General features: G+C 42.7%; 13 protein-coding genes. 1 reads left to right on the top strand and 12 read right to left on the bottom strand.

The features are described 5' to 3' along the window. Nucleotides 1-10: 10 nt before the first annotated feature. The 10 genes from A5877_RS17470 to A5877_RS11895 form a co-directional block, all read right to left on the bottom strand. Entirely contained in the window at nt 11-775 is a 765-nt protein-coding gene (locus A5877_RS17470; protein ID WP_086316906.1) for a hypothetical protein, read from the bottom strand. 73 nt (nt 776-848) lie between these two features. Then, nucleotides 849-1,328, bottom strand: coding sequence for a signal peptidase I (lepB, locus tag A5877_RS11945; RefSeq protein WP_086316905.1), 480 nt, complete (start codon nt 1,326-1,328; stop codon nt 849-851). Between the two features lie 76 nt (nt 1,329-1,404). After that, nucleotides 1,405-2,823 carry an HTH domain-containing protein gene (locus tag A5877_RS11940; protein ID WP_086316904.1) on the bottom strand — a complete coding sequence of 473 codons (1,419 nt, stop codon included), beginning with the start codon at nt 2,821-2,823 and terminating at the stop codon, nt 1,405-1,407. 81 nt (nt 2,824-2,904) lie between these two features. After that, entirely contained in the window at nt 2,905-5,925 is a 3,021-nt protein-coding gene (locus A5877_RS11935; RefSeq protein ID WP_086316903.1) for a WxL domain-containing protein, read from the bottom strand. 1 nt (nt 5,926) lies between these two features. Beyond that, entirely contained in the window at nt 5,927-6,991 is a 1,065-nt protein-coding gene (locus A5877_RS11930; protein ID WP_086316902.1) for a DUF916 and DUF3324 domain-containing protein, read from the bottom strand. An 89-nt stretch (nt 6,992-7,080) separates the two neighbouring features. After that, a complete protein-coding gene (locus A5877_RS11925) occupies nt 7,081-7,968 on the bottom strand; it encodes a WxL domain-containing protein (RefSeq protein ID WP_086316901.1) in 888 nt (295 codons plus the stop codon). 23 nt (nt 7,969-7,991) lie between these two features. Further along, nucleotides 7,992-8,816, bottom strand: a complete 825-nt coding sequence (locus A5877_RS11920) for a WxL domain-containing protein (RefSeq protein ID WP_016619480.1) — start codon at nt 8,814-8,816, stop codon at nt 7,992-7,994. Between the two features lie 12 nt (nt 8,817-8,828). After that, complete coding sequence (locus tag A5877_RS11915; RefSeq protein WP_008378002.1) at nt 8,829-9,197, bottom strand: LPXTG cell wall anchor domain-containing protein; 369 nt, start codon at nt 9,195-9,197, stop codon at nt 8,829-8,831. 1,192 nt (nt 9,198-10,389) lie between these two features. Further along, the gene (locus tag A5877_RS11905) at nt 10,390-10,605 is read right to left on the bottom strand and encodes a hypothetical protein (RefSeq protein ID WP_228085392.1); all 216 of its coding nucleotides are present in this window, start codon (nt 10,603-10,605) and stop codon (nt 10,390-10,392) included. A 379-nt stretch (nt 10,606-10,984) separates the two neighbouring features. Beyond that, complete coding sequence (locus A5877_RS11895) at nt 10,985-11,380, bottom strand: hypothetical protein (RefSeq protein WP_008377999.1); 396 nt, start codon at nt 11,378-11,380, stop codon at nt 10,985-10,987. A 487-nt stretch (nt 11,381-11,867) separates the two neighbouring features. On the opposite strand from A5877_RS11895, the gene A5877_RS11890 reads away from it, so the two are divergent. Then, nucleotides 11,868-13,355, top strand: coding sequence for a helix-turn-helix domain-containing protein (locus tag A5877_RS11890; protein WP_086316900.1), 1,488 nt, complete (start codon nt 11,868-11,870; stop codon nt 13,353-13,355). A 127-nt stretch (nt 13,356-13,482) separates the two neighbouring features. Here the strand turns inward: A5877_RS11890 and A5877_RS11885 are convergent, their stop codons facing one another. Further along, nucleotides 13,483-13,845, bottom strand: coding sequence for a hypothetical protein (locus A5877_RS11885; protein ID WP_008377996.1), 363 nt, complete (start codon nt 13,843-13,845; stop codon nt 13,483-13,485). 53 nt (nt 13,846-13,898) lie between these two features. Continuing rightward, complete coding sequence (locus tag A5877_RS11880) at nt 13,899-15,359, bottom strand: helix-turn-helix domain-containing protein (protein ID WP_086316899.1); 1,461 nt, start codon at nt 15,357-15,359, stop codon at nt 13,899-13,901. Between the last annotated feature and the right edge of the window lie 13 nt (nt 15,360-15,372).

The raw sequence follows: 15,372 nt of genomic DNA, 5'->3' as shown, positions 1-15,372 counted from the left end.
TTGTTTCATTCTAAGTTCCCGTGTCTGAAGCTTGGACAAGCTCTTTTCGGTTGAGTACTTGCCACTGTCCCTGAGCATTGCGGACGATCGTTTGTTCAAATGACGTATCGGGCGTATCTGCTACTTGCAACACGAAATGGCACCGTTTCACGCCTTGCGCCTGCGATAGATCATCGATGATTCGCTGCAAATTAGCTTCCCAAGCAGGAAAGTCCGCAGAAGAGTTCAAATGACTTGAACTCGTTAGGGTGATTTCTTGCAGCGGTTGGTCAATATGGATCAGCACGACTGTCGGTCCTAAAAAAGGCGTCACTTGCGTCCCAAATTCTTCTTCTAGCTGAAAACGCGCTTCTCGATCATCCGCCATCAGCAGCGTCTGCCAAGCAAGATTTTCAAAAGGGAGACCTGCAGACGGGTACACCGATAACGGTCGTTGCGTCCCTTCCATCTGTTCTTTTTGTAAATGTAAGATTTCCTGTTTCATCTGCTCCCTTTCCTCTGCTATCCTGCGGCTTTGCGCATGTATGGAAACATGAGTAAAAGTCAAAAGCAGCAAACTCATAAGAAACAGACCACTCACCATCAGTAACGCTAACGGATGTTCATTACGAATCTTATGCTTAAAAAAAGCCAGTTTTCTTTTTTCCAACTCCGTCATCTTTGTTCGTCGCTCAAGTCTTCGAACAAAGATTTCGAGGTATCCCCGTTGAGCAAGCACCCCGATTGCCACAAAACAAAGCAGCAGTATGCTGACATAAACAATCTTCACGGACATCCCCCTTTCCATCTTTTGTCCATAATTGAGCCTCGATTTTCAAACAGACACGCTGACTGACCTCGTTGAATCCTTAAAAGAAATTCAAGACGACCCCACGAAGGGCCTCGCTCGTCACCATACCAAATTCACGACTATCGATCGAGTGCATGATCGCATCCCCAACGACGAAATACTCTCCTGGCTGCAAGATGCCTCCGACCGGCAATTCCCTCGCCGTTTCTTGCGTCAGTGTAAAGGTATAGGAAAAATCATAATAGGACCCTGATGCACCCAATAGCAAACGATTGCCACTGCGCGCATAGGAATCCCCAGGAACCCCGATCACTCGTTTTACGATCAGCAGCCCTTCATGCTCAAAAGCGATGAGATCATAACGATGCGGCAACTGATTCTTTTGAATAACGACTAACTCGTTGTTTTGAATAATGGGGGCCATCGAATCACCGCTGACACGAGCCATTTTGTAGTTTGAAAAGAAATAGAACAGCAGCAGTAGCAGACAACTTATCCCCAACACACGAAGTACCAATTGTTTTTGGAATCGACCCATGATACCTGTTGCTCCTCTACCATAATTTTACGTCGTACGTAACGTTTGACTGATTCTACCGTTGGCTCTACCGTTTTTAGCGAGAGGCAGACGCTGCTTGAAGCTCTTCACTAGGAACAGAGCCTTCACATTGACCAAGAAAATCGGCTAAAATCGCCTTGCCGAGACGTTCAATGGAATTTGGCTCAATCGGTCGTTCCAACCGATAGATGGGCTGTTCCAATTCCAGCAAAAAGAGCGGTTGATCAGTGACTACCACCTGGCGGGCGGTGAAAATCGACAGCTCACTCGTAGTCTCGACGACGACATCCACTCCTTGGGCAGCCAGCCAATCACTCAGACGTTGTTTGATCCAGCCTTTGATTTTCTCATTTCCACACAAATGATAGGTGATCATCAGCTGGTTGTTTTTTAACTGCTGCTTCTTTAGATAGGACTCGCCTATTGTCCGCAAATAGTGAGAAGCAGCGCTAGAAAGTGCCTTAGACTTTCCAATCTCCGACACTGCTGGCTTTCGACGATCCCGCAGCAAAGGAAGTGGCACATGGAAGAGCCGATCCAGTAACATGACTGCTAACGTCACTTGCACGAATACGCGATCTTCTCTCAATGTCTCTGCTTGCTTAGGAAACGTCTCTCGCAAGCTATCGATTGGATCAAAGGGCACCGTTTCTTCGACCCACGGATGTTTCAATAAAAACGAAAGTACCCCTTCATCTGCCATCATCAAAAACAATAGGACACACCGTTCTTGCTGCGACAAGGACCTGCAGACCTCCAAGCCTTCGATGACAAAACCCGTTTTTTCTAGAAACAACCGACAAAAGTCAGCCATTTCCCAATTTTCTTCCAAGCGTCCACCTTGTTGCGCCCGTAAAAGAAAGACCTTCGTCCACTGCAACGAAACCACTGGATCGATCGGCAAGGACGGACGATACCGCAGTATCAACGTTTCAGCCAGCTGCTCAAAGATTTGGTAGGGCTGTTCCTCTTCTTCAAAATAAAAGGCTTTATAGAAATACCGTATGTTTCCTTCTGCCCCTTCTAGGCACCACTGCTTTTTATTCAAGGTCAGTTCATAAGCAGCGAACAAGGTCTGAAGCTGACGACATTGTTTCAAAAAGGTTTGATTGCCTAATCCGGTGATCGCAACAAGTTTTTCCGGTATCGCCGTTTCTTGCTGACACAAGAAATGCAGAAACAACAGATTCGGGTCATCCGCCAACAATGCTCGCTTTTTTTCCTGATACTCTGCCAATTCTTGGATCATCAATTCATAACCATTGCTGGCAGATGCGAGGATCGTCGAAGCCCCAAAGAGTTGGCGCAGTTCCTCAATGTCTGAAATAATCGTCCGCCGAGAAGCGCCGCAAGCATGTGCCAGCTGTTTCCCACTTAAAGGACCGCAACATTCCAACTGCCGCAAAATCGTCAATTGCCGCTTGCACGTCATTGAAAATAAACTGTTCATCAATAAAGACGGCTTGTTTCTCATCGTTTCACCTCCCCACACATTCGAAAGAAGAGAAGCTGCAGGCGACTTCCAGCAGCTTCTGCTTCCTTCTTATTCAAACTTTTATGACTCAGGTCTCGGAACAAAGCTTAATTCCCAATAAATCGTGCCGCGATAAGCAGTTGCTTGGGGGTTGGCACCAATCGGGACTTCCAGTTCCACACTGTTTTCCATTGTTTCACTTGAGCCATAATGTTGGATCCACGTCCCTCCACCATGATTCTCTTGAGCCGAAGCCAAGGTTTTACTTTGACCTGCAATAAGTTCAATGGCTTCTTGATAGTCTGGCGTCTCCGACTCATTCGAACCAGTGGTTACCATATGGATATTTGACAAATAAACGCTTGCCCCTCTTAGTCGTTGCCTTTCATCATGCGTACCCACAAAACCCTCTTCAGATAAGCGAGCACTCAGTGTCCAACCAGTAGTAGCGACCCTCCGATCCGATACTTGGATATAATTGGGACGGTCCCCTTCATGCACATCCTCATAAACTTCCCGCAACGCCTGCGGCTTTGCGGGATATCGAGTGGTACTTGAAAGAATTGGTACTTCTCCAAAATCGAATTGAGAAATAAAGTCGATGCTGACAAATCCCTGGTTTTCTGGCAAAACAGGAGGATTCACAGGATCGACCGTTTCATCCGGGCGAAAAGGATCCCGCGGGTCCACAATGTCGATTTTCTCTACAATCACCGAATCCTTTCCCCATCTCCCATTCAAAAACGCCTCGGCTGTCACTAGCTCTTCGTGACGAAAATGTTGGAAGTTTGGAAATTCGGATAAATCAAACTGAAAGTTTCCCTCTTCATCAGCTTGGACGTGAAAGAATTCTCTGCGTCCATCTGGATCCGTTACAGTACCAAGGGAAGGATTTGGTTCGGGCATAAATGCTTCCCGCTCAAAACGAATATAGCTATTGGGATTTGCTCTTCCAGAGATGATCCGAGAATTTGATAAGGTCGGATCTTCCGTTAATGGATTCAACTCTATTTCAACTTCAGAAACTTGCTCGAAAAGCAATCGTTGGCTATGAGTCGAAAAATGACTACGTACCCCTTGTTCCACTGTTGGATCCAAAGTTACGACACTGTTGATTGTTGGATTGATCCAAGTAAGGTTGGTACTCATATGAATCAAAGGCATCCACTCATGGGTAGACTGCACCTCATCAAACTCACCGTATTGCCATTGTTTGATTCCTTGAAATTCGATTTCCAGTTCATTGGTTCCATTTAAGTTGATCAAACTTCCGTTATTAAAAGAAAGCGGCGCCGTTCGTTCTAAATTGACCTTTCGGGCCTCATTGAACGTCAACTTCGAAAGATTTCCAAAAAAGATCAAATTTTGAGAATCATTGCGACTGTCCGAACGAATATCTAAAATAGCATCTTTACCAACAGTGATACTGTTTTGAGGTTCCCAGAAGCCAACAACATGTGCCGATAAGTTGGGTTGATTTTCCGCATCAATTTTTAACATACTACGTTCCTTTAGATTGATATGGGTGTTGCCTCCTTGAAATGAAAGAATATTCCAATTCCATCCATTCGTGTGGCTTCGATTCTCTAAGGATTGGATATGCACTTTGCTGTCTTCCAAGAGATCGATGGTATGGTTTCCATGAAGTGTGGAAATCGCAGAGGCGTTGATCTGAGTGTCAAGTTTTAATTCTGCTCCCTTGCCAACAGTCAGATTCCCACCACCATTTCCAAAATAGACATTCACACCATCGGCTTCCCCTCTAGTCCCTTCAAAATTTGCTTTCATGGAAACTTTGGCATTCTCTCCAATAACCAGTTCTGGATGATTCAAACCATGATAAAATATATTTCCTGAACTGATGGTCGACAATTCTACTTCTGCATTGGGACTGATCAAAAGTCGATGGACTTCAAAATTTGCTTGATTCCAAGCATTGATCTGCCAATTTTCATTAAAAGTCGAACGGTAGCTTCGTGCTTGATGTGAGGTAACCTTTCCTGAAAGCACTGCGGTTGTACCAACGGAATGCAAAAGCTGATTCCCAATGTTTTCAACATTATGGTACCGCATGGTCGATATGGCTTGATTGTTAACACCCAAAGTAGTAACGTTCATAGGTCCGTAATAATTCCCATGATAAAGGGTAATATTTTGATACGAAATATCCCAAGGAGATTCTGGTACCATCGTACTATCCAAGAAGCCAACAGCAACCGCACGAAAATCAATTTGGTATTTTCCTTGTCCATCAATAATAAGAGTTCTTGAGATTCCCGGTTGGCTGATATAGACATACGAGTCTCCACTCGAAATATTAATTGTACTTCCTGATACGCCTGAAGCTATACCTTCAATCGGATTATCACTAGATTCAAAGCTGTCGATCAACTTTATATGATTCACCTCTGGGTCCATGACAGCTTCTAAAAATTCTAGCCAGGAGCCTACTTCTTGTTCTCTTCGCCTATCTTCCAAAAGATCAAGATTGCCTTCATCCACCTCGATGTCATCAAAAAATGAACCATCTGATGTGACAGGATCCGCTGCTAAGTTAGTGCCAATCGGGTGGTCGTCCGTTTCCATAGGGGGCCTCTCCCCCTCATCTCCGGATTTTCTTTCTTCCACGTTCAAGGTAAACACTGTCTCTGCTACCGTTATTTCATAAGTACCTACGGATTCTATTGTCAGTGGTAGACTAAACGACGTCAACGGCACTTCGGAGTTCAGAAGCCATTGCTCGGGATCCTCGGTTTGGGTGATCACTATTTCTTCCATTAAAAATGTTTCTTCTATGATCGTGGCTGCAGGCAGCTGGATGTCGATGCTTGTTAGTGGGCGGTTTGTTAAAAACATGATCGGAAACACTTCTCCAACATAGGCTTGCTGGATTTCTTCCAGAAAAGAAACCACCAACTCCTCTTGATCCTCTAAAGATTCTTCAAAAGAAGATCCAGTGAACACCTCGCCTAACGTACCTTCTCTTCCTTGCCATGCATGTAGTGGTTCAAAAAAGAACACACGAATAGACGGAAAAAACAAGTAAACACTAAATAGTCCTACCATAAGTGATAGTACTATCTTTAGTGTTTTCTTTTTCATTTTACTGATCCCCACCTTCCTTTGTCTTTTTTTTCTTGTTAATGATTAAAACAACAACGATGATCAATAACAAAACAAGTGCGGCGATTCCGCCAATCAGCCACCAATTGGTTTCTGGTTCCAATGTCACGTCTTCCTCATTTAAACGTCTCGCATCAGCAGCCGCAATCGTGAAGGGCTCTTCCCAATGCCATTCCTCCCCTTGTGAACGGGCCGTCATAGTTAGAACATAGTCTCCCGGACGGAAACGCTCGCCATTTAGAGGAATCGGAAAATCCATCTGCGAATTTGGGGCCATCTGCATGCTTGTGCGCTGCGTTTCATATAAGACGGTGTCACTGCCGCTGGCACGAATCTCAGCATCAATTTCTATGTGGTTGACGAAAGTCGGTGTGTAATTTTGAATCTTGGCACTGATCACGTTCCGATAATTGACTTGACTGGCAAAAACATCCAGCAATTCAAGTCCCGGATCCGTTGACGAGCGGTTATTGCTTACGACGACTCCTAAAATAAAGGCAAACTCATTACGAATCCCGATGCCTTCTGTTTCTGACTCCGCTGCCGCCGCATCGCGGACCTCTTCTACTCGGATCGCCCCTGCCAGTATCCCATCAAATTCTTCCTCAGGCATCGTCAGAGGCAGTGTAAGGATCCGTTCTTCTTGGGCTTCTATGGTGATGACCCCTGGTGCTTCAATCAATTCGGCAATCGAGGCAGGCAATGTCCGGTCAGGAGCTTCGGCATCACGACCGTATTCTACTACCCCATTGACATTCGTGAAAGCAGTATGAGCCGATACTTCGACGTCGATGGTTTCTTCCGATGTATTTTGGACGCGCAACTGCAATTCTTCTTGTTCCCCTGCGCCTAAATTCAGATCAAAATAACCGCTAGCACCGCCTTCGATCTGACTGTCAGGGAATATCGGGGTTACAAAAAAATTCAACTCTGATTCAATGTCATCATTTGCTCGTACTGGTGTCGGCCAAGCAATCAATGAGCATAGCACGATCATTGCAGTCAAAAGCCGCAGCCAGCGTTGGTTTGTTGGTTGTTCAATCACTGTTGTTTCTCCTTCCAAAAAAGGCAGGAATAACGGTCTACTCCTGCCAGTTGTTTCACATTATTGTTGCGTTGCTTTGAAGATTATCCTTATGGATTTAAAACGTTCTCGTCTCCATCGCCGCCATTACCACCATTTTCACCATCTACACTAACTGTGGTAGCTAGTATCCAAGTCAAGGCTGCTGTATAGGTGTCTTGTTGCGGCGTCGCAGCTGATGGAAGATGCAGCTGAATACGATCATTCAGTATCGTTCCGGTAAAATCATCATCCTCATACTGATCCATCATTTTGTCTTGGTCTCCCCAGAAAACAGAGGAGCGACCTTGACCTTGATTGAGTCCTGCGGTCATGACTGGAATGCTCGATGCTAAATCCGTATTAGCATTTAAAATCACACGATCGCCATCAGTTATTGATGCTTCAGGCGCTTCTTCAGCAGGCCCGGTACCATCATTGTGTTTGATCTGCGGATCAATAAAGTGAAGTTGGGCGCCATAAAGGATATCCCCTGTATTTTGACCGACAAACTCTGTCAAAGCAAGACTTAATGTCCAATCTGCCGCACTGTTTCCTCGTGTATCACTGACCTGTGCCAAGGAAACGTAAGGAACTTCGCCTGTAAGGTTATTATCAATTGCAAGAGGATGCTCTTCATCTACGTTTTGCATTTCAGCAATCAAAGAATATTCAGCTGCAGATGAAGTAATAGCTTGTTGACCAAAATCGAATTTTTCTGGCACGTAAACGATTGTTAATGGGCCTTTTACTGGAAGCGGATCAATGATAACGGGTGGGTATTCAAGTGGGTTTTCAACGTCATCCACGTCTTCTTCCCCTTCGGTAAAGGTAACCTCATTTGGTGTCTCTACTTCAAAAAGTGGTGTCCTTGGTTCATCATTTGCTACTGCTTGTACACCGCCTGCGAAGATCGTAGAGGTCAGTGTTGCGACTGTTGCTAATCGAATCCATTTCATTTTTATTCCTTCTTTCTTTTCTTTTAGTTTGTTTCATCGGCTTGCGCCGTTGGAACTGTTTCTCCTGATTGCGAGGTAGTGGTCGTCAATTGCCACGTCAAAGTCGCCACATACAAGGCTGCATCTTTAGCAGTCGCTCCCGGGACGAACAATTGGATCGCCTCATTGCGAACCACCGGCGCCTGGGCTTGGACCTGCGCATTCAACTCATCTTGGTAGCCCCAAACGACGGATGAAGTGCCTGCCCCTTTGCCGGCATCAGCAGTCAGAACAGCTTGTGCTGAACCATTGGCATCCAAACGCAAGCCTGCTTCATGTGCGGCCGGTGCGTTTTCTTGATTGTGGCTATTGTAGTCAACTTCTCGTGAGGCAAAGATGATTTGTGCCCCTCGCAGTTCGTTGTGTTGCGTCCCTGATTCAAACGCACTTAGTGCTACAGTCAAACGCCAGCCAGCATTTGACCCACGGGTATCTTGTACTTGGGCGAAGGAAACATACGGTACTTGGTTTTCTTCCCCTTGGGTATCCGCTAATTGTTGCTTTTCTGCCACCATCGAATAGACGGCATCTCGGTTGGAGATTTCTTGGGTACCAAAATCCAAAGTCGGCGCATAAGCGATCGTCAATGGTCCTGTTTGTCCATCTGGTCCGATCGGCGGTATCTCCACATCGGGGCCATCGGGGCCTGGATCAGGCGGTAACACTTCCGTCGGGTCTCGATCATTGGGCACAAAACTGACTTGCCCATCGGTTTCAGCGACTCTTACTTCAGCGGCGGTCCCTTGGATCCCACCAGTCAAAAGGGTTGCGGCAAGTACGGTGCTCGTTGCAAATCGCAAAAATCTCATAAGATCATTCCCTTATTCTCTATTACTCAACTTTTCTTGTGTTCTTGAGGTTGTTCGTTCTTTTTGGTACCTGCGTGTCTTCTTCACTGTTGAATAGCCAGCGATCAATAGCAGCAATGATCCGAGTGCCGTGGCACTGGAACTTTTTCGGGTATTCGTCTGCGGCAAACGTCCCCCATCCCCGCCAGGTTGTGTCGGTCCGGTCGGTGGTGAAGGTTCTGGTTTGTCTGGTTCATAGACACCCGTGAACTGGACTGAGCCTTCTGTATCGACGGAACGCTCCTCTTGTGCCGAAACTAAAATCGTCGAAGCACTGATCACTTGAAAAAAAGCAGCGAAGATCATCAGTTTGACCCAAAAATTCCCCCTCGCTCTTTTCATTCTCCCTCCCCCTTTTTGACATCATCAAGCCTAAAAACCACCCTTTTTTAGACACCTTTACTTAGACGGTAACCTTGAACAAAGTCGATTGGTCTTTGTTTCAGTTGGCTTCCAAAATCGCTGGGTTTTATCCTCGATATACTTCATTATAGCTATCTTTGTGATGCGGGAAAAATCAATAAATTCACTGGCTGATGAAATCTATGCCTAAATAAAAAAACAAACCCCCGTTTTAAATAAATTATTCAACATAGGATATGGCTAAAGTGAGAAATCCTTAACATCTACCAAAACGCTTGTTACCATAGAAAAATCATATATCAATCTCCAAAGCACTTGCAGTTCTCCATTCTATAAAAGCCACAATAAAATAACGGTAAAAAAAGAGGGGGGGACTATCCTTATTAAGAACGTTCCTCTCTTTTCATCTGATCCCCCAAGCTACGTTTGTCGGGTATTCTTTCTTTTATGTTGTTTTTCTTAGAATCACTAAACTGATAAGAACATGAAGCATGCCTGTCAGTGGTCATCTCCTGCTCGTTTGGTATTTCACTACGGAATACAGTTGGGTGGTTCCTCGACGATTGGCGGATCATCAGCTATGGTTCTTCTTTCGGAGCGCCACCTTTCCCATTCATTTTCACTTATCCAGCCCTTTCCCGGTACTCTGTTGTTGCCAATACAGATGTAGCCAAACCAACGCATACTCCAATAGCTATTGCAGCGCTAAAAACTTTGGCGTCTCTGTCCATTGCTTTATCTTCTCTATCTAATATCCTTCGGTACTCCCTTGAAATGCCGCTTGGCTAAATCAGCCATTCCTCCATGAAGCATTTTATTGACTCTCTCGTATGTAGTTCTTCGGCCATCCATTTTTTGATTACTATTTACAGAACGAATCGATTCTTCCAGCCTCCCCCTTAAGAATTTTTCATTTCCTTGAAAAAAGCTCTCCACGGGACATTTGAAAACAGGCCTATTTGTTAGCACAAAAAAACAGCAAACGATCCCTTCTTGGTTTCACCAAAAGAAGCAAACGTTTGCTGCAGATTTGTTTATGTTAAGTAAGAGCCCGCGAAAGGCTCGTCTCGGTCGTACTATTTATGTATACTTTTGCTTACAAACAAGCGATTTCTTCCTATGAAAAAACGCTTCTTTGCTGATCATTGCTGTTTAATTCTTGATCATTCTCCTAAAGATTGCTTCTCTTTCCTTGTTCTGCCACGCTGGACCCAAAAATACATAACCAGCAGAAAGAAATAGCCAAGCAAAAGAATGGTTTGCCCCAATTGAAGCCAGCTGCGAAGGATCGCAGATATGCTGGGAAGAAATCATACATGCCGTATTGTGCCACCGATATGCCTACCGACAAGGAGGCAAAAATAATAAAAAGTTTCATTCCGTTCATGTCCTACCTTCAAGCGCTTTTTGCTTTTTTTCACGTCTTACACAGTAATTATTTTAATGAAGAGAAAAAAACATTCGCCTTTGTCGTTGACTTTAGCGGTCAATCTGTTGTTTCTTAAAAACAACTCTTACTCAAGCAAGGAAGACCAACCAATTGCCTTCCCCACTGCGTTGTTTGAGTAGTCCATCTGCTCTCTGTCATTCTCAAGGGTACGTTCCACCTGAAAATCATCCTTTTAGCCCCACTACTACTCTCCATTTATTTCTCCAAAAAACTATCTATAAAACTTCCCCAATAGTCTATTGAACATCATCGTTTCCCATTTATCTCAATTTTTTTCCTAACTCTCAGGTCTACTCGACGTATTAGACATAAAACTTCAGGACTCCGCTAAGTGTTCACTCAAATAAATCAAGCCCATTTTGGGTTTTTGCGTTAACTTTGCCCCCGTGATCTCACGGTAAAAATACTTATGGTCATTTTCTATCATTTCAATGACTTCTTCCTCACTCATCCCAAGGTCATCTAGCAATCCCTCTTTGCGATTGTTGCTGATTTCCATCAATATTTGCAATTGTGCATCAATCGCCAATAAGTGGCCCCACTGAACAAACAGGTTTTCTTCCTTGCTATGAAAAATCGTTAAAAACTCTTTTGCTAACCGATGATAAAAGGCATTTATTTTAGGAAAAAAGCGTAACACCCCTTGTTTTTCTAGCTCTGTTTGAAAATGCGCCAAATATTCTTCTGCTCCCGCTATCTTTTCTGCCAGCATATTAGCCTCCTCGTAATCTATCTGCATGTTCGTTTCCAGTTTACACTTTCTGGTAACCGTAGATGTTCTTCAACCAATCAATGTCTTCTATTTTCTTTCTCTCTCATTCGTGGATACCCCTCAAGTACACTGCATTTCTAGGTATTGATGGCACATTCACTCATTTGCTAGTTACATTTACTGTTTATTTTCTCCCTTTTGATCCAACCAACAGTTCACAGGTTTCCTCTTGAGAAAAAACAAATACTCCTAAGCATCGGACTATGGTCTCACTATAGCGTCAAATATCCTTAAAAAAAAATAGCAATTTTCACCTGTCGGTGAAAAAACCTACATTGTATCAATTAGTTTCAAACGTTTACATCCACCAGAATAATAAAAATGGGATATTTAGTCAAATATAATAAAATTAAACATAAAAATTGAAGTTTTTTAACCAATTGTTTATAATGTGTTTAATTCTTTTTTAAATTCAACGGGGGCAACTATGAAAAATTTTCAGCTAAAATTTATCAAAAATCGTTCTTTAATCCGACGATTGCAATTATTAAATGAATTTGAGAAGAATCCATCTGCAACATTGGGCGATTTATCAGAAGTAACAAAAAGCAGTACCCGTACGATCATTGCGGATATTGCCATGATTCGCGACTATTTTAATGACGCGATCGAAATCTATTCCTCTAAGTTTGGGTATTTATTTGAAGAACTTGATCCCGAGGGGTATATCAAACAAAAACAAAATTTAGTTAAAGACGAGCCATTTTTTATGATTTTGGAGAGTATTTTTTTTGATGAATTACAATCTGCTCTGGATTGGAGCTTGACCCTTAATCTTTCGGAACAAGCATTGCTCAGTTACTTAAAAAAAATGAACGAATTATTAAAGCCCTTCAAACTTCGTCTATCAACAAACCCTGTCACATTGATAGGTTCCGAAATCGATATTCGCCGCTTTTTTTGTCTGTTTTATTATGAGTCAGATATCAATGTCAATACTATCTTCCCATCGCTGGATGTCCAAGATGCTGTCATTGAGATCACCAATCTTTTGCATTCAAAAAAGCAACCGGCTTCTACCTTTTCTTACTTTTCCTATATTCTCTACATTACACTGGAACGCAGCAAGAAAGGGTTACAGGTCGAACTTTCACCTGAACTAAAGGACATCTTTTATGCTTATCATTCATTGATTGCTCCAGATACGTTAAGAGAGATCCTTTATTCCTATTTTCATTACCATCTGCCAGAGGACGAAATCATTTATTTGTTGCTTTGTCTCATCTGTCGCCGAAAAATCAATCATCCCTCGATCGAAGAATTTTGCCGAATGTATAATCGCTGGCCTGAGATCAAACAAGTGACAAAAGATTTCTATGCCCTAAATCAAGGCAATTCCTATGATGAACAAAAAGATTTACACTGGTTAGAATCATTTTTTACGATTGTGAAAATACGCGATATGCTCTCGCCCATCATGAATGTCAATATTGACGATCTTACGCAATTCGTCAAAGAGAAGTTTTCCTACGAATATAAGAGAAACTATGCATTTTTGGCAAAACACAAGCTAGTCAAAAAGCTGTATTCATCCTCCTATCTTGACGATTTCTGTGCCAGCTTAACGATTCATATGGAAGCGATCAAAGAAGAAAATTGGGGATCACAACGGACGATCGCCGTGATTTTTGAAGGAAACGAATATGTTTGTGAATATGCCGAAAGTATCGTGCGAAAATATTTGGGTCGCTTCCATACATTGTATTATCCTAATGCCAGTGAACTCTCTCCAACCTATTTAAAAGAAAAGCAAATTGATCTATTAGTCACCAATTATTCGGAGTATACGACAGAATACTTACTGGAAGTAGAATGCGTTCTTCTAAAATCTTTTCCAGATGCGACAGATTGGAATCGATTACTTAATCAAATCAATCCACGGATCTTGCGTCTGGTTGTGTTGGACAATGCGTAAGTCAACTTGCTAGACACTATCTTGTGGAATCATTACGGTCACAAAGCATTTCGAAGTGTTATTTTATAAAAACCATTCTTACCCAACGAGTGGTTGACACTCTGATTTATCTCAGCGATCACAGTGTTCATTTCTCGCTGAGATAAATCAAGCCATGGGGCGCTTTCTGGTTTGTGCCGATCCCTGCCATTTGTCTGTAATAGACATTTTTGTCTTTTTTGATCATTTCGACGATCTCTTCTTCTGCTAATTCGATTTCTTTAAAAAAGTCGTGTCGGAAAAAATCTAAAAACATTTGCAGTTGGGCATCGATTTCTAGCAAATCCGCCATTTGTTGTAGCACATTATCGTACTCGGTATAGCAAATTTCTTTGAATCGTGTTTGCAACTCTGTACATACTTGTTTGATTAAGGGAAATTCCTGCAAGTAACAAAGTTCGCTGTAATTTTTTAAATAGGCTTCTGGTGTCATATGTCCTTTTTTCATCATGATTGCATCATTCCTATCTTTCATCTGAGAATTATTTTGCACCTGGACCATTGTTAAAGTTTAAAGTCGATCAATGACATGAGTCTGCGCCAATCGGTTGAGTTCGGGATTTTATTGAACAATAAATACACGCCAGAACAAGAAAAATTCGACATATGCTCATTATAATTTGTGACGACGATATCAAATTGGTTCGCCTCAAAATAGCCGGGATTGATATCTAATACATTCGGAAAAAAGAGTTTCTGATAACTGCCTAGATACTTACGAGCAGTGACCTGAATTCGTTGCGAGATAAATTGATTCCCTTCTAACAGGAACGCAATTTTTTTAGGCTTCCCCCAGTACAATTCTTTCACACAGTCCATATGAATGGTAAACACTGCGCTGATATCTACGATCATGTCTAAAGACAGACACTTCACTTGTTTGAATTGTTTTTGTAAGAACGCTGTGTTTTGTGCCATTTCCTCTGGAAAATGTTTTTTTACAAATGAGATCAAATCGGGAATCACTTTGTTCAAGACCGGTGAAAGTTTATTTTTTAGTAAGATCGTCGCAAAAAAAGACTGGATCAAAACCGTACTATATTCCAGCGCATACGGCGGTACGCCTGCCTCCTTTAGATAACGTTGGGTTAGTTGCAGGATCTGCGAGTCTTTGCCTAACTTGTTGCAAAAGTCCCTTTCCATATCAATATCAAACACCGTCCGTTTTCCCATCGATAACGCATAAAAGTAGATGATTTCTTTTTCGGCGATCGTCGTTTGCAAATGGTTCGATAGCATCGTCTTTAATTTTTTCAGCTCAAGATAATACTCTTTACGAAACTGCTTGACGATGGCTGGATCGATCGTGACGTAATGGCCATGAGAGGTTCGCTCTAAAATGATATAAAGCATGTAACTGATTTCCTCAAAGGCAAGATTAGAGAAATTGCTATCGAATTCTTCTTTTTTCAAGTTTAAACCGATCTCATGAATGATCAACGGCGGAAATACGGTATGCGGCGTACTATCGGATTCATAATAAAAGTTCAGAAAAAAATGGCGAATATTGACTTCCTCACCAGTAAGATCAACGGTGGTTTTGTTTAATGTCAGTTGGTACTGTGCTAAAATTGGGTCGATCTTTCGAAAATACCGCATCAACGTGGCAGGGGAAATAAACAAAATGTCTGACCACTCATTGATGGTCAATATTTCCCCTAAAAAAATGCTCTCAAAGATGCGAAACAACGGCTCGTTACTGATCAAATTCCGTTTTTTTTCTAAGTAGCTTTCTGTATCGATGACTTGTAGCTGATAGCCACTATTTGACGTTTCCATTTCGATAGCATCTTCGAAATACTCTTTAATGTTTTGTAAATCTTCAATGATGGTTCGGCTAGAGCTTTTGATCACTTTTGACAACCCACGGATCGGTGTATGAGAAGCGTGCTCCATATGTTCTAGCAAATGTAGCCACCTTAGCGTCGTTTTACTAATGACAAAAGATGATTGGAATTGTCTCATAGGTTCGCCTTCC

The sequence above is a fragment of the Enterococcus sp. 3C7_DIV0644 genome (genome assembly GCF_002141235.1).
GTDB classification, from domain to species: domain Bacteria; phylum Bacillota; class Bacilli; order Lactobacillales; family Enterococcaceae; genus Enterococcus_D; species Enterococcus_D entomosocium.
This window is presented reverse-complemented; position numbering and strand designations above follow the sequence as displayed.

What these genes read in the sequence shown, in the direction of transcription:
- A5877_RS17470 (WP_086316906.1), bottom strand. Translation starts at nt 775, where the DNA reads ATGTCCGTGAAGATTGTTTATGTCAGCATACTGCTGCTTTGTTTTGTG.
- lepB (WP_086316905.1), bottom strand. Translation starts at nt 1,328, where the DNA reads ATGGGTCGATTCCAAAAACAATTGGTACTTCGTGTGTTGGGGATAAGT.
- A5877_RS11940 (WP_086316904.1), bottom strand. Translation starts at nt 2,823, where the DNA reads ATGAGAAACAAGCCGTCTTTATTGATGAACAGTTTATTTTCAATGACG.
- A5877_RS11935 (WP_086316903.1), bottom strand. Translation starts at nt 5,925, where the DNA reads ATGAAAAAGAAAACACTAAAGATAGTACTATCACTTATGGTAGGACTA.
- A5877_RS11925 (WP_086316901.1), bottom strand. Translation starts at nt 7,968, where the DNA reads ATGAAATGGATTCGATTAGCAACAGTCGCAACACTGACCTCTACGATC.
- A5877_RS11920 (WP_016619480.1), bottom strand. Translation starts at nt 8,816, where the DNA reads ATGAGATTTTTGCGATTTGCAACGAGCACCGTACTTGCCGCAACCCTT.
- A5877_RS11915 (WP_008378002.1), bottom strand. Translation starts at nt 9,197, where the DNA reads ATGAAAAGAGCGAGGGGGAATTTTTGGGTCAAACTGATGATCTTCGCT.
- A5877_RS11905 (WP_228085392.1), bottom strand. Translation starts at nt 10,605, where the DNA reads ATGAACGGAATGAAACTTTTTATTATTTTTGCCTCCTTGTCGGTAGGC.
- A5877_RS11895 (WP_008377999.1), bottom strand. Translation starts at nt 11,380, where the DNA reads ATGCTGGCAGAAAAGATAGCGGGAGCAGAAGAATATTTGGCGCATTTT.
- A5877_RS11890 (WP_086316900.1), top strand. Translation starts at nt 11,868, where the DNA reads ATGAAAAATTTTCAGCTAAAATTTATCAAAAATCGTTCTTTAATCCGA.
- A5877_RS11885 (WP_008377996.1), bottom strand. Translation starts at nt 13,845, where the DNA reads ATGATGAAAAAAGGACATATGACACCAGAAGCCTATTTAAAAAATTAC.
- A5877_RS11880 (WP_086316899.1), bottom strand. Translation starts at nt 15,359, where the DNA reads ATGAGACAATTCCAATCATCTTTTGTCATTAGTAAAACGACGCTAAGG.